A 23,776-nucleotide genomic window follows, 5' to 3' on the forward strand; every position below is an offset into this window, starting at 1 on the left:
CGGCCGGCCCGCACTCAGCGGTGCTCGGGGTTCTCGAAGTCGAACCGGCAGCCGGCGTCCCACTCGGATCGCTGGTTTCCGTGGGCGGGGATGCCGCCGGTGTCCTTGAGCATCCTCGCCAGGTGGAGCTGGTTCCAGGTCATGAAGGTCGCGTTGCGGTTCGTGAAGTCGTTGTCCGGCCCGCCGGAGCCGGGGTCGAGGTAGGACGGCCCCGGGCCGGCCTCGCCGACCCAGCCCGCGTCGGCCTGCGGCGGAATGACGTATCCGAGGTGCTGGAGGCTGTAGAGGACGTTCATCGCGCAGTGCTTGGCGCCGTCCTCGTTGCCGGTGATCAGACAGCCGCCGACGCGACCGTAGTAGGCGTACTGGCCGCGCTCGTTGAGGATCGAGGAGCAGGCGTAGAGCCGCTCGACGACCTTCTTCATGACGGAGGAGTTGTCACCGAGCCAGACGGGCCCGGCCAGCGTGAGGATGTCTGCGGCCATGACTTTCGAGTAGATGACCGGCCACTCGTCGGTCTCCCAGCCGTGCTCCGTCATGTCCGGCCAGACGCCGGTCGCGATGTCGAGGTCCACGGCCCGGAGTACCTCGACCTTCACGCCCTGACGCTCCATGATCCCGGTGCTGATGTCGATCAGCCCCTGGGTGTGGCTCTGTTCCGGCGACCGCTTGAGGGTGCAGTTGATCACCAGGGCGTGGAGATCACGGTAGGACGTGCCGGTGTCGGTCATCGATGCGTCCCCTTGCGGACGAGTGGGTGGTCGGGCGGCGCGACACCCGGCTGCCGACGTCGATGGGCACCCGGGTTGGTCCGGCCGAAAATCCAGCCCACTGTCTCGCCTCGTCGGGCGCGATGATCGAACGCCGCGCCAACGGTCACGGAGTCGGCCACCCGATCACCCGCATGGCTCCGCACCGATGACATGTGTCCCCGACTGGGCACCCGGGACAAGGGAGCACTGCTCCCCGCCGAGTCGCCGGGCGGCTGCTACGCGGAACGGTGCGACGGCACTGCGTCCACGAGCGCGGCAAGGGCCTCGCCGAGTGCCGCCGCTCCCGGACCGGCCGGGCCGCCGGGCTCGCCCATGTAGAGATCGCGGCGGATCTCGATCATGAGCGCGCCGACCCGCGGGTCCCTGCCGTAGTACGGCAGCGGTACGTACGTCCCGGCGAAGGGGGTGTCCGTCGCCAGGCCCCCGAACCCACCGAAGGCCTCCCGCGCCGCGTCGAGCAGGGAGGGCGGTGTGTGGAAGGGATCCGTACCGAGGCAGACGGGCGGGCGGGGGCCGTCGCCGTGCAGTTCGTACGGCAGCGGCTCGGTCGGGTACGAGTGGACGTCGACGATCACCGCGCGTCCCGTCGCCGCGAGCCGCCCCGCCACGGCCTCGGCCATGCCCTCGGCGTACGGCGTGAAGTACCGGTCGAGCAGCGGCGCCGGATCGAACCCGGCCGGCCGGAGCTCCCCGCGGTGCGTGGTCCGTGTGTACACCGCGCCCATCCCGACGGACAGCATCTCCTCGCGCTCGTCCGGAAAACGCTCGGGGTCGACGACCAGCCGGGAGAGCCGATTGACGAACTGCCAGGGGGCGACAGCCGCGCCCGCGGCTGCGGCGGCGGCGATCTCCGCCGTGTGGGCGTCGGTGATGTGGTCCAGCTCGCGCTCCAGTTCCCCGTCGCCGAGCAGGATGCCCTCGCGCACGTCGGGGGGCACCAGCCGGGAGGAGTGCGGCACATGGAGGAGCACGGGGGAGTCCGGGGCACCGGCGAGGACGTCGAACGAGCGTGAGGTCATCGGCTCAGCCTCCCACAGGCCCCGCCCGCCGTGCCGTGCGCCTCACATGGGCGGTCGTACGCCCCTCCCGGACGTGCGAGCGGGCGCCCGGGGCGGATGCGCCCCCGGGGCGCCGCACTCCCGCGCGCCGTTCCCGTGGGTGATCGGGTCAAGTTCCAGTGGGTTCCGGACGAAAGAGCCATGGATACGCCGAGTTGTCCACCGGAACTCCCGCAGGACCGTATGCCTTGCACGGGCCCTTCCACACGCCCCGTCGCGACCTGCCCGGACCTGCCCGGTGAAGTGAAGGGGAAACAACCGTATGCCGCCCTCCCTGACCCACCTCCGGCACGATCTCGCCGCCTCCCTCGTCGTGTTCCTCGTGGCGCTCCCCCTCTGCATCGGGGTGGCCGTCGCCTCCGGCGTGCCCGCCGAACTCGGACTGATCACCGGCATCGTCGGCGGTCTCGTCACCGGACCGATGCGCGGCAGCAGCATCCAGGTGTCCGGACCGGCCGCCGGGATGACCGTCCTCGTGTTCGAGGCGGTGCGGACGCTCGGCCTCGCCGTCCTCGGCGTCGCGGTGCTCCTCGCCGGTCTCCTCCAGATCGTCATGGGCCTGCTGCGATGGGGTCGTTGGTTCCGTGCCATCTCCCTCTCGGTCGTCGAGGGGATGCTCGCCGGCATCGGTCTCGTCATCGTCGCCGGGCAGCTCTACGCCGCGGCCGGAATCGACGCCCCGGCCTCGGGTCCGGACCGGCTCGCCGGGCTGCCGGCCGCCCTGTGGCGGGCGCTGACCGGTACCGCCACCCTGGCCGCGCTCGCCGTCGCCGCCGCCACGGTCCTCGTGGTCGTGGGCTGGCGCCGGATGCCGGGGCGCGTGCGTACCGTGCCCGGCGCGCTTGTCGCGATCCTGCTCGCGGCACTCGCGACGGCCCTGCTCGAACTGCCGCTCGCGACGGTGCGGGTGAGCGGTGTGCTGAACGCCGTCAGCGTGCCCGGCGCGGACGCCTTCGCGGCCGTCACCGACCTCGCCCTGCTCGGCACCGTCCTCGCCTTCGTGCTGATCGCCTCCGCGGAGTCGCTGTTCGGCGCGGCGGCCGTCGACCGGCTGCACGACGGCCCGCGCACCGACTACGACAAGGAGCTGATGGCCCAGGGCTGCGGCAACACGGTCTGCGGCCTGCTCGGGGCGCTGCCCATGACCGCGGTGATCGTCCGCAGCGCGGCCAACGTCCAGGCGGGGGCGAGGACGAAGGCGTCCCGGGTGCTCCACGGGGTGTGGCTGCTGCTCTTCGCCGCCCTTCTGCCCGGCACCCTCGAACACGTGCCGCTCGCCGCGCTCGCCGGGATCCTCGTCCACGCCGGCTGGAGGCTCATTCCCTTCAGGGGAGTGGTCACGCTGTGGCGCGGTCACCGGGGTGAGGCGCTGGTCCTCGTCGTGACGGCCGTGGCGATCGTCGCCGTGAACATGCTCGAAGGGGTCCTGATCGGACTCGCCCTCTCCGTCGGAAAGGCCGCCTGGGACGCCTCCCACCTCCGTGTGGACCGCACCGACGACGGCCTCGGCCCGGTGCGCGTGCGGTTGTCGGGGAACGCGAACTTCCTGCGGCTGCCGAAGCTGCTCGACGTCCTCGAAGCCCTGCCGCGGGACCGTCCGGTCGAACTGGACCTCTCCGGACTCCACCACCTCGACCACGCGTGCCGCTCGGCCCTCGAAGCCTGGGCCGAGCGGCACTGCACGGCCGGCCCCGGACACGTACGGCTCCACGCCCTGCCGGAACACGGTCCCGGCCGGCCGGCGGACGGCGAACCCGCCCCCGCCGCGCCCTGATCCATGGGCGCCCGGCACATCCCTGGGCCGGTGCGGGTCAGCGGTCGAACGTCACCGCCGCGTGGATGGTCTTGCCGTCCGGGCGGGTGTCCACGGTCACCTCACGGCACAGCCGCAGCACGATCGGCCAGCCGAAACCGCCGGTCCGAAGCTCCTCGCGGAGCTCGTACAGCGGAGACTCCTCACTGGAGTCGGACACGGACACGGTCACACGGTCGCGCCCGACCCCGATCCCGAAACCGGTGACACCGCCCCCGTGGCGGTAGGCGTTCGTGACGAGTTCCGAGGTGACGAGGAGCAGATCGTCGACCTGGGCGGGCCGCAGGGGGGCGAGCCCCGCGAGGGTGCGACGGACGAGCTGCCGCGCGTCGGCGGGGGTACGGACCGCGGACGATCCGCAGTTCCCGGTGCCGTGCGGGTGTGTCCCGGGTGCCCGGGAACAGGTGTCGCTCCGGGTCTTCATGAGAGGTCCCTTTCTCCCTGGTTCATCTGGGGGTGACGGTTTTCGCCTGCCCGTTCGAGCCGGGGTGATGCGTCTCTCCCCGGACGCAAGCGGCGATTCACCCGGGAGGAGTGCCTCCGGGAAGCGGGGGTACGCGAACCGGGAGCGCTGAACGGACGGCGAGGAAGAGGAGGTTGTCCCCGTGCGGACCGATCCGGGAGAGGCGACGACGACGTATGTGACGAACGGCACACGTGAGGAACTCCCCGTTCTCGAGGTACCGCACGCGCTGCCACCCCGGGACGCGCGGGCCCTGTCGAAGGTGTTCCTCCGCGAGCTGGCGGCGCGGGAGGAGGGCACCGAGGGCCATCAGTACGTCCGGAACACCTTGATCGAGATGAACATGTCGCTGGTGGTGTACGCGGCGGGGCGGTTCCGCGCGCGGGGCGACGAGATGGAGGACATCGTCCAGGTCGGCATGGTCGGCCTGATCAAGGCGATCGACCGCTTCGACCTGTCGCGCGAGGTCGAGTTCGCCACCTTCGCCGTCCCGTACATCGTGGGCGAGATCAAACGGTTCTTCCGTGACACCACCTGGGCGGTGCACGTCCCGCGGCGGCTCCAGGAGGCGCGCGTGGAGCTGGCGAAGGCGACCGACGAGCTCAGTTCACGGCTCGGCCGGGCCCCGCGGATCGCGGAACTGGCGCCGGTCATGGACCTGTCCGAGGACGAGGTGGTCGAGGCCCAGGTCGCCGCCAACGGCTACAACTCGACCTCCCTGGACGCCGCGATCGCGGGCGGCGGCGGCGACGAGGACGAGGACGCCGCCCTCGCCGACCTCATGGGCCGGGAGGACCCGGCGCTCGAACTCTTCGAGGACTTCCACACCCTCGCCCCGCTGCTGGAGGCCCTCGCCCCCCGCGACCGGCTGCTGCTGCACCTCCGCTTCGTCGAGGAGCTCACCCAGTCGCAGATCGGCGAGCGGCTCGGTGTCTCCCAGATGCACGTCTCACGCCTTCTGGCCCGCAGCCTGAACCGGCTGCGGGAGGGCATGGTCGAGCCGGGAACGGACGGCTGAGCGAGGCATCGACGGCCGCGAGGGGTGCGCGGCCGGGCCACCGCCGGGACGCGCACCCCTCTGACCGGCCGGGATCCGCCCCGCCGCTCCAACCGCCGGGACCCGCCCGGCCGCTCGACAGCCGACACGCGCCCCCGCCGCTCACCGGACCGCGCTCAGGAAGGCTCGGGTGCGCTCCTCCGCCGGCGCGTCCAGGAGCTCGTCGGCCGGGCCGGACTCGACGATCCGGCCGCGGTCGAACATCAGGATCCGGTCCGACACGTCCCGGGCGAAGCCCATCTCGTGGGTGACGCACAACAGGGTGATGTCGGTCCGCCGGGCGATGTCCCGCAGCACGTCGAGGACCTCCGCCACCAGCTCCGGGTCCAGCGCGGACGTCACCTCGTCCAGGAGCAGGATCTCGGGGCGCATCGCCAGCGCGCGGGCGATGGCCACCCGCTGCTGCTGGCCGCCCGAGAGCCGGGTCGGGCGTGCGTCGACCTTGTCGGCGAGCCCGACCAGGTCCAGCAGCTCCCTGGCTCTGAGCCCGGCCTCCTCACGGCTCTCGCCGAGTACGTGCACGGGTGCCTCGACGACGTTCTCCAGGACGCTCATATGGGGGAAGAGGTTGAACTGCTGGAAGACCATGCCGATCCTCCTCCGCCGCGCGGCCAGATGACGTTCGCTCGCCGGCACGAGCTTCCCGGCCGTTCCGCCCGGCATGTGGGAGAAGGGCGCCCCGTCCACGTGGATGACGCCGTCGGTCACCCGCTCCAGCGTCATCAGCAGCCGCAGGATCGTGGTCTTCCCCGAGCCGCTCGGCCCGATCAGCGTCACCCGCTCCCCACGGGCGACCTCCAGGTCGAGCCCGTCGAGCACGGTGTGGTCGCCGTACCGCTTCGTGACCCGGTCGAAGCGGACCGCCGGGTGCGCGACCGGGGTCCCGGCCGGATCCTCGGCCAGGTCTTTCGTCAGCTCCTTGGCCGGTTCCTCGGCCAGCTCCTCAGTGGGCAAGGCGCGCCTCCAGTCGTCGTATCAGCACGGACGTCGGCCAGCTCGCGAGCAGGAACACCGCGGCGGCCAGGGTGAAGCTCTCCAGATAGGCGAAGTGGGTGCTGCCGAAGGTGTTCGCCTCGTGGACCATCTCGTGCACGGTGATCACCGAGAGCAGGGGCGTCTCCTTGAACATGGAGACCGCGTAGTTCCCCAGCGGCGGCAGCACGTTGCGGACGGCCTGGGGCAGCACCACCGCCCGCCACACCCGCCGGCGCGGCAGCGACAACGCCGTGCACGCCTCCCACTGCCCCTTCGGCACGGCGTCGATGCCCGTCCGGTACACCTCGGAGAGGTACGTGGCGTAGTGCACGCCGAGGACCAGGACGCCGAGCGTCGGCGCGTCGAGGCCCGGGAGGAGCACCCAGGCCGCGAACAGCTGCACCAGCAGCGGCGTCGAGCGGACGAACCCGGCCGCCCCGCGCACCGGAAGAGCCAGCCACGGGGGACCGGCCCGCCGGACGACGGCGAGCGCCAGGCCCAGGACCGCGGCGACGGCGAAGGCCAGCACGGTCGCGACCAGGGTGACGCCGAAGCCCTCGAGAACGGTCGGCAGAGCGGCCTTCGCCGCCTCCCCGTCCCACATCAGACGGCTCCTTCCTGCCCGAGACGGGCCTTGGCGGCCCGCTCCAGGGCGTTCATGAGAAGGCTCAGCACGACGGCCATGCCGAAGTAGAGCCCCAGGAGCAGCAGGTACGAGGCCGCCGTCGAGCCCGTCGAGGAGCGCAACTGGTCGATCTGGAAGGTGAGATCGGGGACCGTGATCAGGGAGAGCAGCGGAGTCGCCTTGAGCAGCTGGACGAGCAGGTTCTTGAACGGCGCGACCATCAGCGCGTGCGCCTGCGGCAGGACGACCCGCCGCAGGCGCAGCGCCGGCCCCATGCCCAGCGCGATCGCCGCCTCGGTCTGGGCACGGGGCACGGCGGTCACCGCGCCCCGCACCACCTCGGAGCCGTACGCACCGAAGTTGAGTCCGAGCGCGAGGACCGCGCAGGCGAGCGGCTCCAGCCGGAAGCCGATCATCGGCAGCGCGAAGAACAGCCAGAAGAGCTGTACGTACAGCGAGGTGCCGCGGAAGAACTCCACGACGACCCTCGTCGCCCCCCGCACCGTCGGCCGCGCCGACCGGGACAGCAGACCGAGGGCGTAGGCGAGGACCAGGGCGAGCGCGGCGCCGAGGACGGTGGCCTCCACCGTGACCAGGAGGCCCTCGGCGAGCCGGGGCAGCGCGCTGCGGAGTTCGGGGAGGAACTCAGCCATGCCGGCCGCCCCTCACCCGGCGCACAGGTCGGCGGTCCGCAGGGAACGGGGCGGCACCTCGCGGGTGGTGAAGCCGTAGCGGCCCACGAGGTCCACGAAGCGGTCCGGGGAGCCGGTGATCTTCAGGAGCTCCTTGTCGAAGGCGTCCCGCAGCCCGGTCGCGCCCGGCCGGAACACGGCTCCGCCCGCGCCGAGCTGCCGGACGCCGTCGACCACCGGGACGAACGGCTCGGCGACCTCCACGGCCGCGCCGCCGTTCGTCTTCGCTAGCCAGCGCAGCGAGATGGCGGTCAGGACGAAGGCGTCGATCCGGCCGGCGAGGAGGGCGTCGAGGCCGTCCTGCTGCTTGGCCAGGGTCTTCACCGACCCGTCGGGGACCCCCGCCGCCTTGGCGAAGGAGGCCTCGACCGCGGCGGTGAGCACCCCGACGGTGGCGCCCTTCGCCGCACAGGACTTCAGGTCGCCCAGCCCCTTCGGATTGCCCTTGCGGACCATCAGGGCGGTGGGGGAGACGAACTCCGGCTCGGAGAAGATCACTTTGGCGCAGCGCTCGGGCGTGATCGACATGCCCGCGCTCACGACGTCGAACCGGTCGGCGAGGAGCCCGGGGATGAGCGCCCCGAACTCGGTCAGCGTAGGGCGCAGTTCGCGGACGCCGAGCGCCGTGAAGATCTCGCGGTGCAGCGTGGGGGCCTCGCCGGCGAGCTCACCGCCGTCCTGGAAGCCGTACGGCGCCTCACCGGCGAACCCGACGCGCACGAAGCCCTGTTTCCTCAGTCTCGCCAGGAGCGCGCCGTCGTCCTCGGGCGCCCCCGTCCCGGCCTGCGTGCGGGTGCAGGCCGCGAGCAGGCCGGGCGTCAGGGCGAGCCCGCCGAGGAGCGCCGTTCTGCCGAGGAAGCGACGGCGGTCGAGGGGCGCGGGTCCGGTCATGATCGGTCCCAGGAGGGTGCGGCGATGAAGGAGGGCCGCCGGACCGGTGCGGCGAACGGTGCCTCCGGCTGGTTCTCGACGCTGTTGAAGACGAGGAACACATTGCTCCGGGGGTACGGGGTGATGTTGTCGCCCGACCCGTGCAGGGCGTTGCAGTCGAACCAGGTGGCCGAGCCCGCGGGACCGGTGAAGTGGCGGATGCCGCAGGCGTCGGCGAAGGTGGTCAGCGCCTCGTGGGAGGGGGTGCCCGCGTCCTGCATCCGGAGCGACTTCTTGTAGTTGTCCTGGGGAGTGGCTCCGGCGCAGCCCAGGAAGGTGCGGTGCGAACCCGGCATGATCATCAGGCTGCCGTTGGTGGTGTGGTTCGGGGTCAGCGCGATCGAGACCGAGACGGTCCGCATCTGCGGCAGACCGTCCTCCGCGTGCCAGGTCTCGAAGTCGGAGTGCCAGTAGAAGCCGCTGGCCCCGAAGCCGGGCTTGACGTTGACCCGCGACTGGTGGACGTAGACCTCGGAGCCGAGGATCTGGCGGGCGCGTCCCACGATCCGGGGATCCTCGGCCAGCCGCCCGAAGACCTCGCTGAGCCGGTGGACCTCGAAGACGGACCGTATCTCCTGGGAACGGGGCTCGACGACCGCCCGCTCGTCCGCCCGTACGGCGGGGTCGGTGACGATCCGGTCCAGCTCCGTCCGGAGCTCGTCGACCTCCTCCGGGGTGACGATCTCGTCCACCGTGACGAAGCCGTCGCGGTCGTACTCCTCCAGCTCACGGGCCCAGAAGGGGCCCGCGGTGCCGGGCTCGGACCACACGACGGGGTCCTTGCGGCCGATCAGTTGCTCCTCGGGGCCGCGGGTGGGGTAGAGGTCGACGGGGCGGGTGGGTGCGGAGGGCATGAGGGAGCGCGCTTCCTTTCTCGTACGGCTGCGTTCGTGTCTCGTGTCTCGTACGGCGTGGGTCGGACCCGTGCCGTGGACTCAGGCGTCGTCCCGGACCGTCTCGTCGGGCTCTGTGAGCAGGGGGTAGACGCCGTTCTCGTCGTGGTCCTCGCGCCCCGTCACGGGCGGGTTGAAGACACACAGGCAGCGGAAGTCCCGCTTGACCTTGAGGGTGTGGCGCTCGTGCCCGTCGAGCAGGTACATCGTTCCGGGCACGATCGTGTACGTACGTCCCGTCTCGTGGTCGGTGAGCTCGGCCTCGCCGGCTGTGCAGACGACGGCCTCGACATGGTGCGCGTACCACATGGAGGTCTCGGTGCCTGCGTACAGCACCGTCTCGTGGAGGGAGAAGCCGACCCGCTCGCGGGCCAGGACGATGCGCTTGCTCTCCCAGGTGCCGGACGCGGCCCTCACATGCCGCTCTGTGTTCTCCAGCTCGTCGAAGGAACGGACGATCATGGGGTGTCGCCTTTCGGATCTGTGCCGCCCCGGGTGCCGGGCGGCGGGGTTACGGCGGCGGGGCTCAGGCGGTGTGCCGGACGGAGCGGGCCAGGATGCCGAGGCCCTCGTCGAGTTCGTCGTCGGTCACGGTCAGCGGGGGCAGCAGCTTGACCACCTCGCCGCGCGGTCCCGAGGTCTCCACGAGGAGACCGGTCTCGAAGGCGCGTCGGCAGACGTCGTCGGCGCGCTCGCCGTCGGCGAACTCCAGGCCCCACACCAGTCCGCGGCCGCGGACCGAGAGGCCGCCGCGCCCGTCGCCCGCGCACAGGTCGAGGAGGGCGCGCTCCACCCGGTCCGCCCGGCTCAGGGTGCGCTCGCGCAGGGCGCCGTCGCGCCAGTAGGTGTCGAGGGCGGCCGTGGCGGTGACGAAGGCGGGGTTGTTGCCGCGGAAGGTGCCGTTGTGCTCGCCGGGCTGCCACACGTCGAGCTCCGGCTTGAACAGGCAGAGCGCCATGGGCAGGCCGTAGCCGCCGATGGACTTGGACAGGGTGACGATGTCGGGCGTGATGCCCGCCTCCTCGAAGGAGAAGAAGTCGCCCGTGCGTCCGCAGCCCATCTGGACGTCGTCCACGATGAGGAGCATGTCGTGGCAGCGGCAGAGCTCCGCGAGCCCGCGCAGCCACTCGGCCCGGGCGACGTTGACGCCGCCCTCGCCCTGCACCGTCTCGACGATCACGGCCGCCGGGTGGTCGAGGCCGGAGCCGGCGTCGTCCAGGAGCCGCTCGAACCAGAGGAAGTCGGGGAGGTGCCCGTCGAGGTAGTCGTCGAAGGGCATGCGGATGGCGTGGTTCAGCGGGACGCCCGCGCCGGCGCGCTTGGCGGCGTTGCCGGTGACGGCGAGCGAGCCGAGCGACATGCCGTGGAAGGCGTTGGTGAAGGAGACGACCGTCTGGCGCCCGGTGACCTTACGGGCGAGCTTCAGGGCGGCTTCCACGGCGTTGGTGCCGGTGGGGCCGGGGAACATCACCTTGTAGGGCAGGGCGCGGGGTTCCAGGACCGTGGAGCGGAAGGTCTCCAGGAAGTCGCGTTTGGCGGTCGTCGACATGTCGAGACCGTGGGTGATCCCGTCGTCGGAGAGGTAGTCGAGGAGGGCCCGCTTGAGGGCGGGGTTGTTGTGGCCGTAGTTCAGCGAGCCCGCACCCGCGAAGAAGTCGAGGTACGGACGCCCCTGCTCGTCGTACAGCCGGCTGCCCACCGCGCGCTCGAAGACGACGGGCCAGGCGCGGCAGTAGCTGCGGACCTCGGATTCGACGGTCTCGAAGACGGTGGGCGTGGCGATGTCGGTCAGGGTCACGAAGTCTCTTCTCCAGAGTGTTGTTCGGATCGTGGTGTGCGCGGACGGCGGGTCAGGCCGCCGGGGCGTCGACGGGGCCGATGCGGTACAGGACCTCGGAGTCGTGCCCCGACGCCGGGAAGGCGGCCGAGGGGAACAGGACCTCCTGCGTCACCTCCGCGCCGTGCCGGCGTGCGTACGACCGGAACAGCCGGTCGGACGCGAGGTTCCCCGGGGTGACCGTCGCCTCGACACGGCTGATTCCGTGCTCGGCCGCCACTCGTGCGGACAGGGCGTCGAGCAGAGTCCCGGCTACCCCGCTTCCACGGTGCGAACCCTCGACGGCGATCTGCCAGACGAAGAGGGTCTCCGGAGCGTCGGGCCGCAGGTAGCCGGTGACGAAGCCGATCGGGCGTCCGGAGGAGTCACGGGCGACGGCGGTCGTGTCGGCGAAGTCGCGGCACCACAGCAGGTAGCTGTAGGGCGAGTTGAGGTCCAGTTCCCCCGAGCCGCGTGCGATCCGCCAGAGCTCGGCGCCGTCCGCGATGGTCGGGGGTGTCGTGCGGGTAGTGGTCATGGAGGTCATGGGCGCCGAAGTTACCGAGTGGATCTCGGAACTTCCTGGTCCGGAGAGGTTGTTCCAGCCGGTGACACGTGATAGGTGCACCGAGGGCCTCCGGGGCGGGAATGTCTGCTCCGCCGCATGGCAAAAACCATGGAAAGGGGTCAATCTCACCGTTTATAACGGATGAATAACGGCTCTTGAGTGCCTCCCCCCTTCACGTCAAGGGCGTGAGACTATCCGCCATTTGACGTTTGAAGGCGCTGGGAGCGGTCAGGTGTAAGGGTCGCCCCCGCATGGCTCACCCTTCACGAGGGTCGCGCAGGGCCCCGCCGCCATGCCGGACGCTGTGCCGGGCACCCCGGCGAACGCGGCGGAGCCGGGCCGGGGTGCCGCGAGCCCGGCCCGGCTCCGTTCGGTTCCGGCGCGTGTACCGCGCCGTCGGGCTACCAGATCGCCTCGACCCACTCCGGGTGGTCGATGAACGGGTTCCGGTTGCCCTGGTAGGTGTTGTAGATGACGTCGTTGCGACGCTCCTCGAAGGCGCTCGGCGGGTCCTGCTCGTTCCACTGCTTCAGCACCGAGAGGCGGCCGTGGAAGCGGACGCTGCCGTTGGTGGTCGACTCGTTGGGCTCCAGGTCGGCCCAGGCGTCGTCGCCCTCGTAGCGGACGGCCATGTAGAGGATCATCCGGGCCACGTCGCCCTTGTCCGCGTCGCGCGGCTCGAACGAGTTGCTGTCCGTGTAGCTGCCGGGGGCGCCGCTGACGGCGCTGCCGCCGTTGTCGAAGTCCTTGTTCCCGCGGATGCTGTTGACCTGGACGTCCGCCGCGCGCAGGTGGTGCAGATCGGTGCCGGGGCCGGCCGAGGTGCCGAAGTTGCCGTGGGACTGGGCCCAGGTGTGCTCGCGGTTCCAGTCGCCGACGTCGCCGCCGTTGAGGCTCTTGCTCCGCGAGGTGCCGCTGTAGAGCAGGATGACGTTGTTGGTGTTGTTGGGGTCCTGGTCGGCGACCTTCAGCGCGTTCCAGACGGCGTCGTACGAGATCTTGCTCTGGCTGCTGATGATGGTGTGCAGTGAGGACTTGAGGCTCGTGCCGGTCTTGCCGACCGCGTTCTTGTAGTAGGTGCTGTCGTACGCGGTGGTCGTGGCGCCGGCGGGGGTAGCGGCGACCGTGGGGAGCGTGACGCCGACGAGGGTGGCGGCGACGGCCGCTGCCCACACCTTCCATCTGCCGATCCGCACAACGGACATGGGGGGCCCTTTCCCGGGGACGGTACGCGTGGGGCAGCGGGCGTCGGCTCAACGATTCCGCTGTCTACGCGTGTTGACTTCGTGTCATCGGGAGAGTGGCACACGACAGGTACCTGTCATGTAACGAGGAGGAGGCTGTTCCATGACGTTCTCGTATAGGGCGGAACCGCCGGATCCCGCGGAGCCCGAGAGCCTCGCGGGATCCGCCACGGACGTACTCAGGCGCCCCGCACGTCCACCGGCATCCCCTTCGGCTCCTTGATCCGCTTCATGATGATCTGCGAATTGACCTCGGTGACCCCGGTCAGCGTCGTGAGCCGCTCGATCCACAGCCGCTCGTACGCCGCGAGGTCGGCGACCGCGATCCGCAGCAGGCAGCCGGGACTCCCGAACAGCCGGTACGCCTCGATGACGTCCGGCACGTCCCTGAGCGCCTCCTCGAAGGCCTCGACCGTCTCCCGGTCCCGCCGCACCTCCACCGAGACGAGCACCTCGAAGCCCCGCCCCACCGCCTCCGGGTCGATGATCGCCCGATAGCCCTGGATCACCCCGTCCTGCTCCAGCTGACGCACCCGGCGCAGACAGGGCGACGGGCTCAGCCCCACCCGCTGGGCCAGCTCCTGGTTGCTCAGCCGGCCGTCGTTCTGAAGCTCGCGCAAGATATGGAGATCGATTCGGTCCATGGCGCAATTATCTACCACGCTGAAACATTACTGCGGCTGATTTCGCAATCGCCTTGCGCGCCTCCTGTCCTATCGTTGCTCCGCAGGACGATTTCGGTTCGGAGTAAGGACGGCAGGCATGAAGCGGACGAACGACGGGGGAGCGCGCCGGATCGTCGTCATCAGCACCGGCGGCACGATCGCCAGCCGCTGGCAGGGCACCGGCTACGCGGCCGACGCCTCCGGCAACGACGTCCTGGCCACCGCCCCCCTCCCCGAGGGCGTCACCGTCGAGGTCGTCGACCTCTTCAACGTCAACAGCTCCCTCATGACCGCGGCCCATCAGCTCGCCCTCCTGCGGACCGTCCACGAGACCTTCGCCGACCCCGGCGTCGACGGCATCGTGATCACCCACGGCACCGACACCCTGGAAGAGACCGCCTTCTTCCTGGACCTCCACCACACCGACTCCCGCCCGGTCGTCCTCACCGGCGCCCAGCGTCCCTTCGGCACCGGCGACGGGGACGGTCCCGGCAACCTGTACGACGCGCTCCAGGTCGCCTCCTCCGTCAGCGACCTCGGCGTCCTCGTCGTCTTCGACGGACGCGTCCACGCCGCCCGCGGCACCGTCAAGACCCAGACGCTCGCCGCCGACGCCTTCTCCGACCCCTCGGCCGACCGCCTGGGCCGCGTCGGCTTCTCCCGCGTCGACATCGAGCGGCAGCCGGAGCGCCCGACGCCGCTGCCGCTGCCCGCCGCCGCGTACAAGGCCATCCCCGGCGACTCCGGCCCCGGCGCCTTCCCGCTGCCCCGGGTCGCCATCGTCACCCACCACTCCGACGGTGACTCCTTCCTCCTGAACGCGGCCGTCGCCGCCGGCGCCCGGGGCATCGTCCTCGTGGCGACCGGGGCGGGCAACGCCACCCCCGAGATAGCCGCCGCCGTGGCCGACGCGGTCGCCCAGGGCGTCCTCGTCGCCGTCACCACCCGTGTCCCCGCCGGGCCGCTCGCCGAGATCTACACCGGCGGCGGCGCCGTCGACCTCGTCGCCTCCGGAGCGCTGCTCACCGGCACGCTCCGCGCCGCGCAGGCGCGGATCGCCGTCCTCGCCACGCTCCTCGCCGACGCCGGAGACTCCGCCCGCGGCACCGCCCTGCTGCGCCGCCTCCTCGACGGGCCCGTCCGCGCGGAACCGGCGCTCGCCACCGGCGGTTCCCGCTCGGCCTCGGCCGTCGCCGCCCGCGCCTGACCGGGCGCACCCCAGAACCCCGGCTCGCGGGCGGCGCCCCCCAGCCCGCCCGCGAGCCGGCGCCAACCTCTCGGCGCCCGCCGGAGCCCGTGCCGCGGGCTGCCGTGCCGCCTGTACGGCCCTGAGCCCGGCCGCCGTCACTTCGCCGGCCTCGTTCACTGCGCGCCGGCCGCCGCCACCGCTCCGCGCGCCGCTGCCGGCGCGCGCGGGCGCTCTGCCGTCGAGCCCCTCGGCGTACCGCCGCCAGACCCCTCCCTCCATGCCGCGCCGAGGATGCCCCGCGCCCTCCGGTGCGACGTCCGGCCTGCTCGCCCCTCCTCCCTCCCCTCCCCAAGGACGACATCCATGGTTCCCGCACCGGCCCCGCACCCCGTTCCCGTCCGCCGCGAGCACGATCTGCTCGGTGACCGGGACGTGCCCGCGGACGCCTACTGGGGTGTCCACACCCTGCGCGCCACCGAGAACTTCACCGTCACCGGCACCCCGATCTCCGTCTACCCGCTGCTGATCGACGCGCTCGCCGCCGTCAAGGAGGCCGCCGCCCGGGCCAACGAGGAGCTCGGTCTGCTCCCCGCCGACAAGGCCGCCGCCATCGCCGGCGCCTGCCGGGAGATCCGTACCGGACACCTCCACGAGCAGTTCGTCGTCGACGTCGTCCAGGGAGGTGCCGGCACCTCCACCAACATGAACGCCAACGAGGTCGTCGCCAACCGCGCCCTGGAGCTCCTCGGCCACGCCAAGGGAGACTACGACCGGCTCCACCCCAACGAGGACGTCAACCTCGGCCAGTCCACCAACGACGTCTACCCGACCGCCATCCGCATCGCGGCGATCGGGGCGGCCCGTGAACTCCTGCTCGCGATGGCCGTGCTGCAGGACGCCTTCGCCGCGAAGGCCCTGGAGTTCCGCGAGGTCGTCAAGATGGGCCGGACGCAGCTCCAGGACGCGGTTCCCATGACGCTGGGCCAGGAGTTCTCCACGTACGCCGTGATGCTGGAGGAGGACCGCAGCCGGCTCGCCGAGGCCGTCGAGCTCATCCACGAGATCAACCTCGGGGCCACCGCCATCGGCACCGGTCTCAACGCCGCCCCGGGCTACGCCGAGACCGCCCGCCGCAACCTGGCCGAGCTGACCGGTCTGCCGCTGGTGACCTCCGTCAACCTGATCGAGGCCACTCAGGACTGCGGCGCCTTCGTCCAGCTCTCCGGAGTCCTCAAGCGCATCGCGGTCAAGCTCTCCAAGACCTGCAACGACCTCCGGCTGCTCTCCTCGGGGCCGCGCGCGGGACTGAACGAGATCAACCTGCCGCCGGTCCAGGCCGGTTCCAGCATCATGCCCGGCAAGGTCAACCCGGTGATCCCCGAGGTCGTCAACCAGGTCGCCTTCGAGGTGATCGGCAACGACATCACCATCACCATGGCCGCCGAGGCGGGACAGCTCCAGCTCAACGCCTTCGAGCCGGTCATCTTCCACGCCCTCTCGAAGAGCCTCCTCTCCCTGCGGGCCGCCTGTCTGACCCTCGCCGAGCGCTGCGTCAGCGGCATCACCGCCAACACCGAGGCGCTCCGGGCGGCCGTGGAGAACTCCATCGGCCTCGCCACCGCGCTCAACCCCCACCTCGGCTACACGGCCGCCACGGCCATCGCGCAGGAGGCGCTCGCCACCGGGCGCGGAGTCGTCGAACTCACCCTGGAGAAGGGCCTGCTGCCCGCCGAGCGGCTCGCGGAGCTGCTCACCCCGGAGCGCCTCACCGGGGCCCCGGGACCCGCGCTCGCCTGACCCGGCCGGGGCGGTGTCCGTGCGAGGGATGTCCGCACGGAAGTTACCCGGCGGTTTCTCGTGACTTCCCCGATGGGCGACAGTAGAACATGTTCCCATTCGCTCACGAGTGAGGAACGCCACATGAGTGAACACCCCTTGCCCGCAAAGGGAATCGGCGGCGTCAGCCGTCGCCGATTCCTCGCGGGAACAGGTTCTGTTCTCGGAGCCGCTGCCCTGGTCGGCCACGCCACCCCGGCCCATGCCGAACCCCGCCTCGCCGACACCCCCATCCCCACCGGCTCCCACGTCCCCGCCCTCGTCATCGGCACCGGATACGGCGGCTCCGTCGCCGCACTCCGCCTCGCCCGCGCCGGCGTCGACGTCCACATGGTCGAGATGGGCAAGGCCTGGGACACCCCCGGACCCGACGGCAAGATCTTCGCCAACACCACCCGGCCCGACTACCGCTCCTTCTGGCTGCGGACCCGCACCAAGCAGCCCCTGAGCAACTTCCTCGGCTTCCCCCTCGACAAGGACATCCCCCTCCACACCGGCATCCTCGACGCCGAGGACTTCGCCGGCATCACCGTCTACCAGGGCCGCGGCGTCGGCGGCGGCTCCCTCGTCAACGGCGGCATGGCCGTCACCCCGCGCCGCGAGAACTTCGCCGCGATCCTTCCCACCGTCGACGCGACGGAGATGTACTCCACGTACTACCCGCGCGCCAACGCGGGACTCGGGGTCACCGCCGTGGACCAGGCCTGGTGGGAGAGCGCCGCCTGCTACCAGTACGCCCGCGTCGGCCGCAAGCACGCCCAGCGCTCCGGCTTCCCCTTCGTGTTCGTCCCGAACGTCTACGACTGGGACTACATGAAGCAGGAGGCCGCCGGGGCCGTCCCGAAGTCGGCCCTGGACGGCGAGGTCATCTACGGCAACAACGCCGGCAAGAAGACCCTCCAGAAGACCTATCTGGCCCAGGCCGCCGCCACCGGCCGCGTCACCGTCTCGGCGCTGCACAGGGTCACCTCCGTCACCCCGGCGGCCGGCGGCGGCTACACGGTCGCCATCGACCAGATCGACACCGCCGGCGCCACCCTGGCGAGCAAGACCGTCACCGCCGACAAGGTCTTCTTCGCCGCCGGAAGCGTCGGGACGAGCAAGCTCCTCACCCGCCTCAAGGCCACCGGCGCGCTCCCCGCCCTCAACGGCGAGATCGGCAAGGGCTGGGGCGACAACGGCAACGTCATGTGCGGCCGTGCCAATCACATGTGGGACGCGACCGGGAAGCTCCAGTCGGCCATGCCCACCGCGGGCATCGACAACTGGGACGCGGGCGGCGCCTTCGCCGAGGTCGCCCCGCTGCCCACCGGCATCGAGACCTACGCCTCCTTCTACCTGTCCATCACCAAGACGCCCCACCGGGCCGAGTTCACCTGGAACCCGGCCACCGGCAAGGTCGACCTGAGCTGGGACAGGGCCTGGAAGCAGACCTCGATCGACGCCGCCAGGACCATCTTCGACAAGATCAACTCCACGGAGGGCACGATCTACCGCACCGACCTGTTCGGCGCGTACAAGATCTGGGGCGACCACCTCACCTACCACCCGCTCGGCGGCGCGGTCCTGGGCCGGGCGACCGACAACCACGGCCGGCTCCACGGCTACTCCGGCCTGTACGTCATCGACGGATCCCTGATCCCCGGCAACGCCAGCGTCAACCCGTTCGTCACCATCACGGCCCTCGCCGAACGCAACATCGAACGGATCGTGGCCGAGGACTTCTGACCCGCGGCACACACCGCACGGAGAAGGGCCGGCCGGAGTTCACCGGCCGGCCCTTTCCCCGCGCTCAGTGCGTCGGAAGCACGCAGACCGTGTCGAGCCCGAGCACCCGGTTGAGCCGCCCGAACGCCAGCCACGAGCCCAGGCTCATCGTCAGCTCCACGATCTCCGCCTGGCTGTACCGGGCCGTCATCCGGTCCCAGAACTCCTCGTCCAGACCGTGGTGGTCCAGCGCGTACCGCTCCGCGTACTCCGCCGCGAGCCGTGTCCGCTCGTCGAAGGCCTCCGAGACCTCCGTCTCCCGCCACGCCGCGACCACCTCGTCGAAGCCCTCCTCGAGCTTCTCGCCGTCCCGGTCGGTACGCCAGTCCAGACAGAAGCCGCAGCCGTTGATCTGCGCGATCCGCAGCCGCGCCGCCTCGAACTCGCGCAGCCCCAGCGTCGTATGGGCGTACACGGACAGCGAGAAGTTCGCCGCCGCCGTCCCGATCTCCGGGACCATGTCGCCCCACACGTACCCGATCGGCTCCTGGCCCTCGGGAATGTCGATGATCACCGTGGTCTCCTTCCCAGCTTCCCGACCGCCGGCCGCAACGGAACGTCCAGCGCGTCGTACAGTCCCGGCTCCGCCGCCAGCAGCCAGTCGATCGCCCCGACCAGCCGGCCCACCGCCGTCGCGTTCCCGCCCGCCGACCGGTTCTCGCCCTCGGCGGTCGCCGCGACCGTCACCTCGATCCGGGGGCTGCCCTCGACGATCACCCGGTGCGCCCCCGCCCCGTCCGGCGGCACCGGCCAGTCCGGCGCGCAGGAGGGGTGGATGCGGGTCACGTGCTCGATCACGATGCGGGGCTCGCCACCGACGATCCCCTGCACCTCGAAGCGGATCGCGCCCTGCGTCCCCGCCTCGAAGACGCCCATCGTCCGCGTCTTCACGGTCGACTCCAGCGGGCGCCGGTCCACCGTCTCGCGGATCTCGTCGAGTTCGGCGCCGAGCGCGCGGGCCATCAGTCGTATCTGTCCGCCCCACACCATCGTCGGCACCGACGGCAGCAGCATCGGCGGCTCGTACTCCAGGGGCCGGCCCATCCCGATCAGCTCCCGGACCGACTCCTCCTGCTCGTACGTCGAGTAGTCGAAGATCTCCTGGCAGCGGATCACGTCCACCGTGCTGCCGAGCCCGCTCACGAGGAGTGGCAGGACGTCGTTGCCCCAGCCCGGGTCCACCCCCGACGCGAAGAGCGAACCGCCGCCCTCGGCGACCGCGGCGAGCACCGGATCCCGGAACTCGGGCGGTGCGTTGCGCTGGTCGTACAGCGGATACAGCGCCGGTGTGACCACCACCGCGCCCGTCCGCACCGCGCGCGCCACGTCTTCGAGCGCCCCGTCGGGCCGGGTGTCGCCGGTGGCCGCGTACACCACCGCCCCCGGCCGCCCGCCGAGCACCGCGCCGACGTCGTCGACGGCCACCACCCCGAGGTCGTGGCCGAGCCCCGCGAGCCGGCCCGCGTCCCGTCCGACCTTCGCCGGATCGGAGACCAGCACGGCCGCGAGCTCAAGTCCTGGATGGGCGTCCACGGCGCGGATCGCCGCGCGCCCGACATTTCCGGTACCCCACACCACCGTCCGAATCATGCGCGGAGGGTAGCGCCGGGCCCCGAAGGTTCCCAGCCCCGTGACACAAAGAACTGACGAATCGTCAGTTCTCCTGTTCCCCGGCCAGCCGCAGGGCCACGAACGGCACCGTGTCGCCCGGCAGGACGTACCGCTCCACCTCGACGAAGCCGCGGGCCAGCGCGAACCGCAACCCCTCCTCGTTCGAGGCGAGAACGACCGTCTCGACCCCCTCCTCGCTCAGCGTCCGCGCGTGCGCGAGCCCCCGCTGGTACAGCGCCGTCCCGAAACCGCGACCCCGGAACTCCGGCAGCGTCCGCGCGATGACGGTGGCCGCCGCCGTCTCCCCGTCCGGCGGCCGGACCGTCGAACAGCCCACCACCACCGGTCCGAGGTACGCGACGTCCAGCGTGTTCCGGCCCGCGCGCTCCCGCACCTCCTCGGGGGAGAGAACGGCCGTGGGGATGATCGTGTTGTGGACGGACCGCCAGTCCGCGAGCTGCGCCTCGGTCCGGGCGGTCTCGATACGAAGATCGTTCATCCGTGCAGGAAACCTCCTCCCACCGGACCGGTCAACCCGCTTTCGGGGCAGCCACCGGCGGACGCGGCCGTACGGGTGAGGGCACCGCCCCCGCGGCAGCGCCGCCCGCCGAGCGGGTACGGATCGCAGCACCGCCCCCGGCCAGAAGGATCCGTCCATGCCCGTCCACAAGGGCGCCCCCGCGCTGCTGAGCGCCGGCACACTGTGCGCGGCCCTGCTCCTCACCGGCTGCGCGAGCACCGCACCACCCGCCCCCGCGGCACCCGTCGGGGCGACCGCAGTGGTCCCGCCCGGCGCCGGTGACTCCCGGCCCGAGGGCGCGCCACCCGGCGCGGCGGCCTCGGCGGGCGGCCCGGCGGGTGCCGCGCCGGGAGGCCGAGGCGAGGCGGCGAACAGCCTCGCCTCCGCACCCGTCCCCGCCCCCCGGATCCCCGGCGTCGGCCCCGCCACCCATTCCCTCGTCCCCGACGGCACCACCCAGGCCCTCGTCGTCACCGGCGCCACCGTCGACGACAGCACCTCCACCGTGACGCTCTACGAGCGGAACGCCGCCGGCCGCTGGACCGGGACCGCCGGTCCGTGGCCCGCGCACAACGCCCTCCGCGGCTGGACCGCCGACCACTCCGCCGGCGACCTGCGCAGCCCGATCGGGGTCTTCCGGCTCGGCGACGCGGGCGGCCTGCTGCCCGACCCCGGCGCCCGCATGCCGTACGACCAGGACGAGGAGTTCGACATCAGCGGCACCGGTCTCTCCGGTGAACCCCTCGAAGGCTCGTTCGACCATGTGATCGCCATCGACTACAACCGCGTGCCCGGCAGCAGCCCGCTCGACAGGGAACGCCCGCTCGGTGCGGAGAAGGGCGGCGGCGTCTGGATCCACGTCGACCACGGCGGACCCACCCAGGCCTGCGTCACGCTGGAGCGCGAGGCGCTGCGCGCACTCCTGCGCACGCTCGACCCGGCGAAGGACCCGGTCGTCGTCATGGGCCCGGCACCCGAACTCGCGCGCTGAACGCCGGGCCACCGGGACGGGGCCGGACGCCACCTCGGCGCCCGGCCCCGTCCCGGTCTCCGTCTTGGTGGGGGAGTCCCCGCCGTCAGTTCCCCCCGCCGGCACCGACCGCACCGCGGAACGGCCCCGTGTGCAGACGGACCTGCTCCGGGGTCAGATACGCGTCCGTGTACTCGAAGTCCCGCAGGGTGCCCGACTTCGACGCCAGGAACCCGGTCCGTACGAAGTCGTCGCCCGCCACGGCGTTCAGCAGCCAGTTCGTCATGACCCGGGTCTTCGCCACATTGGTCCGCAGCGCCGCCCAGTGGTACGCGCGGGCCACGGCCTGCGCCGGTGCCCCGTGCAGCTCCACACCGAGCGGCTTCGAGACACCGTCCATCCCGCCCAGGTCCACCACGAGCCCCAGGTCCTTGTGCGTGTACGGATGGGTCGGCTCGCCACGGAGGGTCGAGACCAGGTTGTCGGCGAGCGCCTTCCCCTGCCGCATCGCGTGCTGCGCGGTCGGCGGGCAGATCGCGCCCTCCTCGCCCTTGGCGAGATCCGGCACCGCCGCGGCGTCGCCCAGCGCCCACACCCCGTCGAGCCCCGGCACCCGCATCTCGGCCGAGACGACGAGCCGGCCCCGGAAGGTCTCCTGGCCGAGCGTGCCGATCAGCGGACTCGCCGCCACTCCGGCCGTCCAGATCAGCGTCCGGCTCGGCAGCACCCGCCCGTCGGTCAGCGTCACCGCCTCGTCGTCCACCGAGGCCACCGACACCCCCAGCGACACCTCGATGCCGCGCTTCGTCAGGATGTCCATCGCCGCGGCGCCCAGCTTGTCGCCCAGCTCGGGCATCAGCTTCGGCGCGATGTCCACCAGGTGCCACTTGATGAGCCGCGGGTCGATCCGCGGATACCGCTTGACCGCGTTGTGGGTGAGCAGCTGGAGACAGGCCGCCGTCTCCGTCCCCGCGTAGCCGCCGCCGACCACCACGAACCGCAGCCGCGCGGCCCGCTCCTCCTCGTCGTTGCTCGCGTCCGCCAGGTCCAGCTGCGCGATGACGTGGTCGCGGATGTACACGGCCTCCGCGAGTGTCTTCATCCCGCGCGCGTGATCGGCGAGCCCCGGGATGTCGAAGCTGCGGGTCACACTGCCGGGCGCGAGCACGAGATGGTCGTACGGCTCGGTCACGTACTCCCCGGCGATCGTCCGCACCACACAGGCCTTCGCCGCCGTGTCCACCCCGACGACGCCACCCGGCACGATCCGGGTGCGGTGCCGTTCACTGCGCCGCAGCGACAGCGCGACCGACTGCGGGGTCAGCACCCCGGCCGCCACCTGGGGGAGCAGCGGCAGGTACAGCTGGTACGAGAACGGCGAGAGCAGCGCGAGCTGCGCCTCGCGTTCCGCAAGCCGCCGTTCGAGCCTCCGTACGCAGGCCACTCCGGCGAATCCGGCGCCCACCACGAGAATCCTCGGTCGCGTCACGCTGTCCGCCCTTCCGTATGAGCGTGCAAGAAGCCCACGGACTTGGCTGAGTGAGCCTGTATGGCAAGTTTTTCTGATTATCCGTGGTTCACCCTTTTTATCGTTATTGAGCTGGGATCGCTCTTCGGCATGCTCGCGGGCCTCTGACACCCCGCGGGACTCCGGTCGCAGCGGTGCGAGGTGCGGGTTACGTTGCCGAAGGCCCCACGCGGGGGCCGGATTCCTCCCGGAAGGCGGAACGCCACGCATGACCACGTACAAGGTCGGCTACTTCGTCGGCAGCCTGTCGGAGCACTCCATCAACAGGATCCTCTCCCGGGCCCTCCTGCGTGTGGCGCCGCCGGGCCTGGAGTTCCAGGAGATCCCCATCAAGGACCTCCCGCTCTACAACCACGACTTCGACGCCGACTACCCGCCCGAGGGACGGGCCCTCAAAGAGGCCATCGCCTCTGTCGACGCCGTCCTCTTCGTCACTCCCGAGTACAACCGGTCCATCCCCGGCGGCCTCAAGAACGCCATCGACTGGGCCAGCCGCCCCTGGGGCACCAACTCGTTCACCCACAAGCCGTCCGCCGTCATCGGCGCCTCGCCCGGCAAGATCGGCACCGCCGTCGCCCAGCAGAGCCTCCGCTCCGTGCTGAGTTTCTGCAACTCTCCGCAGATGAACGCCCCCGAGGCCTACATCCAGTTCGTTCCGGGGCTCTTCACACCGGACGGCGAGGTCACCGATCCGACGACCCAGCAGTTCCTGGGCGACTTCATGTCCGACTTCAAGACCTTCATCGAACGGGTCCTCACCGTCCTGCCCCAGCGCTGAACGGG

General features: G+C 71.5%; 24 protein-coding genes. 7 read left to right on the forward strand and 17 right to left on the reverse strand.

Annotated features, from left to right (window positions below; all coding sequences use genetic code 11):
- Positions 1–14: 14 nt before the first annotated feature.
- Together ACH4MY_RS09610 and ACH4MY_RS09615 are read right to left on the reverse strand one after the other, a co-directional pair.
- Positions 15–731 carry a flavodoxin family protein gene (locus ACH4MY_RS09610; RefSeq protein WP_397999953.1) on the reverse strand — a complete coding sequence of 239 codons (717 nt, stop codon included), beginning with the start codon at positions 729–731 and terminating at the stop codon, positions 15–17.
- 257 nt (positions 732–988) lie between these two features.
- Positions 989–1,792: an N-formylglutamate amidohydrolase gene (locus ACH4MY_RS09615; RefSeq protein ID WP_397999956.1), complete on the reverse strand. Its 804-nt coding sequence runs from the start codon at positions 1,790–1,792 to the stop codon at positions 989–991.
- Between the two features lie 301 nt (positions 1,793–2,093).
- Between ACH4MY_RS09615 and ACH4MY_RS09620 the strand changes: the two genes are divergently transcribed.
- Entirely contained in the window at positions 2,094–3,605 is a 1,512-nt protein-coding gene (locus tag ACH4MY_RS09620; protein ID WP_397999958.1) for a SulP family inorganic anion transporter, read from the forward strand.
- 37 nt (positions 3,606–3,642) lie between these two features.
- On the opposite strand, the gene ACH4MY_RS09625 is transcribed toward ACH4MY_RS09620, so the two are convergent.
- Positions 3,643–4,068, reverse strand: coding sequence for an ATP-binding protein (locus ACH4MY_RS09625; RefSeq protein ID WP_397999961.1), 426 nt, complete (start codon positions 4,066–4,068; stop codon positions 3,643–3,645).
- Positions 4,069–4,249: 181 nt separating this feature from the next.
- On the opposite strand from ACH4MY_RS09625, the gene ACH4MY_RS09630 reads away from it, so the two are divergent.
- On the forward strand, positions 4,250–5,125 hold the full coding sequence (locus ACH4MY_RS09630) for an RNA polymerase sigma factor SigF (RefSeq protein ID WP_397999964.1): 876 nt from the start codon (positions 4,250–4,252) through the stop codon (positions 5,123–5,125).
- Positions 5,126–5,266: 141 nt separating this feature from the next.
- On the opposite strand, the gene ehuA is transcribed toward ACH4MY_RS09630, so the two are convergent.
- From ehuA to ACH4MY_RS09680, 10 genes are all read right to left on the reverse strand, one after another.
- Positions 5,267–6,079, reverse strand: coding sequence for an ectoine/hydroxyectoine ABC transporter ATP-binding protein EhuA (gene ehuA, locus ACH4MY_RS09635; RefSeq protein ID WP_398000571.1), 813 nt, complete (start codon positions 6,077–6,079; stop codon positions 5,267–5,269).
- Between the two features lie 28 nt (positions 6,080–6,107).
- Entirely contained in the window at positions 6,108–6,743 is a 636-nt protein-coding gene (gene ehuD / locus ACH4MY_RS09640) for an ectoine/hydroxyectoine ABC transporter permease subunit EhuD (protein ID WP_397999967.1), read from the reverse strand.
- Positions 6,743–7,417, reverse strand: a complete 675-nt coding sequence (ehuC, locus tag ACH4MY_RS09645; RefSeq protein ID WP_397999969.1) for an ectoine/hydroxyectoine ABC transporter permease subunit EhuC — start codon at positions 7,415–7,417, stop codon at positions 6,743–6,745. Before ehuC ends, ehuD begins: the two co-directional genes overlap by 1 nt.
- A 12-nt stretch (positions 7,418–7,429) precedes the next feature.
- Positions 7,430–8,347: an ectoine/hydroxyectoine ABC transporter substrate-binding protein EhuB gene (gene ehuB, locus ACH4MY_RS09650; protein WP_397999971.1), complete on the reverse strand. Its 918-nt coding sequence runs from the start codon at positions 8,345–8,347 to the stop codon at positions 7,430–7,432.
- Positions 8,344–9,240: an ectoine hydroxylase gene (gene thpD / locus ACH4MY_RS09655; RefSeq protein WP_397999973.1), complete on the reverse strand. Its 897-nt coding sequence runs from the start codon at positions 9,238–9,240 to the stop codon at positions 8,344–8,346. Before thpD ends, ehuB begins: the two co-directional genes overlap by 4 nt.
- An 81-nt stretch (positions 9,241–9,321) precedes the next feature.
- Positions 9,322–9,741 carry an ectoine synthase gene (locus ACH4MY_RS09660; RefSeq protein ID WP_397999976.1) on the reverse strand — a complete coding sequence of 140 codons (420 nt, stop codon included), beginning with the start codon at positions 9,739–9,741 and terminating at the stop codon, positions 9,322–9,324.
- A gap of 64 nt (positions 9,742–9,805) precedes the next feature.
- On the reverse strand, positions 9,806–11,077 hold the full coding sequence (gene ectB, locus ACH4MY_RS09665; protein ID WP_397999979.1) for a diaminobutyrate--2-oxoglutarate transaminase: 1,272 nt from the start codon (positions 11,075–11,077) through the stop codon (positions 9,806–9,808).
- 52 nt (positions 11,078–11,129) lie between these two features.
- Positions 11,130–11,642: a diaminobutyrate acetyltransferase gene (ectA, locus tag ACH4MY_RS09670; protein ID WP_397999982.1), complete on the reverse strand. Its 513-nt coding sequence runs from the start codon at positions 11,640–11,642 to the stop codon at positions 11,130–11,132.
- 422 nt (positions 11,643–12,064) lie between these two features.
- Positions 12,065–12,868 (reverse strand): endonuclease I family protein, encoded by an 804-nt coding sequence (locus tag ACH4MY_RS09675; RefSeq protein ID WP_397999984.1) that lies wholly within the window; start codon positions 12,866–12,868, stop codon positions 12,065–12,067.
- Positions 12,869–13,086: 218 nt separating this feature from the next.
- Positions 13,087–13,551 (reverse strand): Lrp/AsnC family transcriptional regulator, encoded by a 465-nt coding sequence (locus ACH4MY_RS09680; RefSeq protein WP_397999987.1) that lies wholly within the window; start codon positions 13,549–13,551, stop codon positions 13,087–13,089.
- Positions 13,552–13,669: 118 nt separating this feature from the next.
- Here ACH4MY_RS09680 and ACH4MY_RS09685 point away from each other — a divergent pair, with 118 nt between their 5' ends.
- From ACH4MY_RS09685 to ACH4MY_RS09695, 3 genes are all read left to right on the forward strand, one after another.
- Positions 13,670–14,779: an asparaginase gene (locus ACH4MY_RS09685; RefSeq protein ID WP_397999990.1), complete on the forward strand. Its 1,110-nt coding sequence runs from the start codon at positions 13,670–13,672 to the stop codon at positions 14,777–14,779.
- 345 nt (positions 14,780–15,124) lie between these two features.
- Entirely contained in the window at positions 15,125–16,558 is a 1,434-nt protein-coding gene (locus ACH4MY_RS09690; protein ID WP_397999993.1) for an aspartate ammonia-lyase, read from the forward strand.
- Between the two features lie 123 nt (positions 16,559–16,681).
- Positions 16,682–18,325 carry a GMC oxidoreductase gene (locus ACH4MY_RS09695; RefSeq protein WP_397999996.1) on the forward strand — a complete coding sequence of 548 codons (1,644 nt, stop codon included), beginning with the start codon at positions 16,682–16,684 and terminating at the stop codon, positions 18,323–18,325.
- Between the two features lie 64 nt (positions 18,326–18,389).
- Here ACH4MY_RS09695 and ACH4MY_RS09700 read toward each other — a convergent pair whose 3' ends face one another.
- From ACH4MY_RS09700 to ACH4MY_RS09710, 3 genes are all read right to left on the reverse strand, one after another.
- Entirely contained in the window at positions 18,390–18,878 is a 489-nt protein-coding gene (locus tag ACH4MY_RS09700) for a carboxymuconolactone decarboxylase family protein (RefSeq protein WP_397999999.1), read from the reverse strand.
- Positions 18,875–19,954, reverse strand: a complete 1,080-nt coding sequence (locus ACH4MY_RS09705; RefSeq protein ID WP_398000001.1) for a dihydrodipicolinate reductase — start codon at positions 19,952–19,954, stop codon at positions 18,875–18,877. The genes ACH4MY_RS09700 and ACH4MY_RS09705 overlap by 4 nt, the downstream gene beginning before the upstream one ends.
- Positions 19,955–20,018: 64 nt before the next feature.
- Entirely contained in the window at positions 20,019–20,474 is a 456-nt protein-coding gene (locus ACH4MY_RS09710) for a GNAT family N-acetyltransferase (protein ID WP_398000003.1), read from the reverse strand.
- 157 nt (positions 20,475–20,631) lie between these two features.
- Here ACH4MY_RS09710 and ACH4MY_RS09715 point away from each other — a divergent pair, with 157 nt between their 5' ends.
- A complete protein-coding gene (locus ACH4MY_RS09715) occupies positions 20,632–21,486 on the forward strand; it encodes a hypothetical protein (protein WP_398000006.1) in 855 nt (284 codons plus the stop codon).
- Between the two features lie 85 nt (positions 21,487–21,571).
- On the opposite strand, the gene ACH4MY_RS09720 is transcribed toward ACH4MY_RS09715, so the two are convergent.
- On the reverse strand, positions 21,572–22,954 hold the full coding sequence (locus ACH4MY_RS09720; protein ID WP_398000009.1) for an NAD(P)/FAD-dependent oxidoreductase: 1,383 nt from the start codon (positions 22,952–22,954) through the stop codon (positions 21,572–21,574).
- Between the two features lie 247 nt (positions 22,955–23,201).
- On the opposite strand from ACH4MY_RS09720, the gene ACH4MY_RS09725 reads away from it, so the two are divergent.
- On the forward strand, positions 23,202–23,771 hold the full coding sequence (locus ACH4MY_RS09725; RefSeq protein ID WP_398000012.1) for an NADPH-dependent FMN reductase: 570 nt from the start codon (positions 23,202–23,204) through the stop codon (positions 23,769–23,771).
- The last annotated feature ends 5 nt before the right edge of the window (positions 23,772–23,776 follow it).

Source organism: Streptomyces sp. NPDC017246, assembly GCF_044331325.1.
Classification (GTDB): Bacteria; Actinomycetota; Actinomycetes; order Streptomycetales; family Streptomycetaceae; genus Streptomyces.

Bases quoted from the DNA above. Each gene is read 5' to 3' on its own strand.
- ACH4MY_RS09610 (WP_397999953.1), bottom strand. From the start codon at position 731: ATGACCGACACCGGCACGTCCTACCGTGATCTCCACGCCCTGGTGATC.
- ACH4MY_RS09615 (WP_397999956.1), bottom strand. From the start codon at position 1,792: ATGACCTCACGCTCGTTCGACGTCCTCGCCGGTGCCCCGGACTCCCCC.
- ACH4MY_RS09620 (WP_397999958.1), top strand. From the start codon at position 2,094: ATGCCGCCCTCCCTGACCCACCTCCGGCACGATCTCGCCGCCTCCCTC.
- ACH4MY_RS09625 (WP_397999961.1), bottom strand. From the start codon at position 4,068: ATGAAGACCCGGAGCGACACCTGTTCCCGGGCACCCGGGACACACCCG.
- ehuD (WP_397999967.1), bottom strand. From the start codon at position 6,743: ATGTGGGACGGGGAGGCGGCGAAGGCCGCTCTGCCGACCGTTCTCGAG.
- ehuC (WP_397999969.1), bottom strand. From the start codon at position 7,417: ATGGCTGAGTTCCTCCCCGAACTCCGCAGCGCGCTGCCCCGGCTCGCC.
- ehuB (WP_397999971.1), bottom strand. From the start codon at position 8,347: ATGACCGGACCCGCGCCCCTCGACCGCCGTCGCTTCCTCGGCAGAACG.
- thpD (WP_397999973.1), bottom strand. From the start codon at position 9,240: ATGCCCTCCGCACCCACCCGCCCCGTCGACCTCTACCCCACCCGCGGC.
- ACH4MY_RS09660 (WP_397999976.1), bottom strand. From the start codon at position 9,741: ATGATCGTCCGTTCCTTCGACGAGCTGGAGAACACAGAGCGGCATGTG.
- ectA (WP_397999982.1), bottom strand. From the start codon at position 11,642: ATGACCTCCATGACCACTACCCGCACGACACCCCCGACCATCGCGGAC.
- ACH4MY_RS09675 (WP_397999984.1), bottom strand. From the start codon at position 12,868: ATGTCCGTTGTGCGGATCGGCAGATGGAAGGTGTGGGCAGCGGCCGTC.
- ACH4MY_RS09680 (WP_397999987.1), bottom strand. From the start codon at position 13,551: ATGGACCGAATCGATCTCCATATCTTGCGCGAGCTTCAGAACGACGGC.
- ACH4MY_RS09685 (WP_397999990.1), top strand. From the start codon at position 13,670: ATGAAGCGGACGAACGACGGGGGAGCGCGCCGGATCGTCGTCATCAGC.
- ACH4MY_RS09690 (WP_397999993.1), top strand. From the start codon at position 15,125: ATGGTTCCCGCACCGGCCCCGCACCCCGTTCCCGTCCGCCGCGAGCAC.
- ACH4MY_RS09695 (WP_397999996.1), top strand. From the start codon at position 16,682: ATGAGTGAACACCCCTTGCCCGCAAAGGGAATCGGCGGCGTCAGCCGT.
- ACH4MY_RS09705 (WP_398000001.1), bottom strand. From the start codon at position 19,954: ATGATTCGGACGGTGGTGTGGGGTACCGGAAATGTCGGGCGCGCGGCG.
- ACH4MY_RS09710 (WP_398000003.1), bottom strand. From the start codon at position 20,474: ATGAACGATCTTCGTATCGAGACCGCCCGGACCGAGGCGCAGCTCGCG.
- ACH4MY_RS09715 (WP_398000006.1), top strand. From the start codon at position 20,632: ATGCCCGTCCACAAGGGCGCCCCCGCGCTGCTGAGCGCCGGCACACTG.
- ACH4MY_RS09725 (WP_398000012.1), top strand. From the start codon at position 23,202: ATGACCACGTACAAGGTCGGCTACTTCGTCGGCAGCCTGTCGGAGCAC.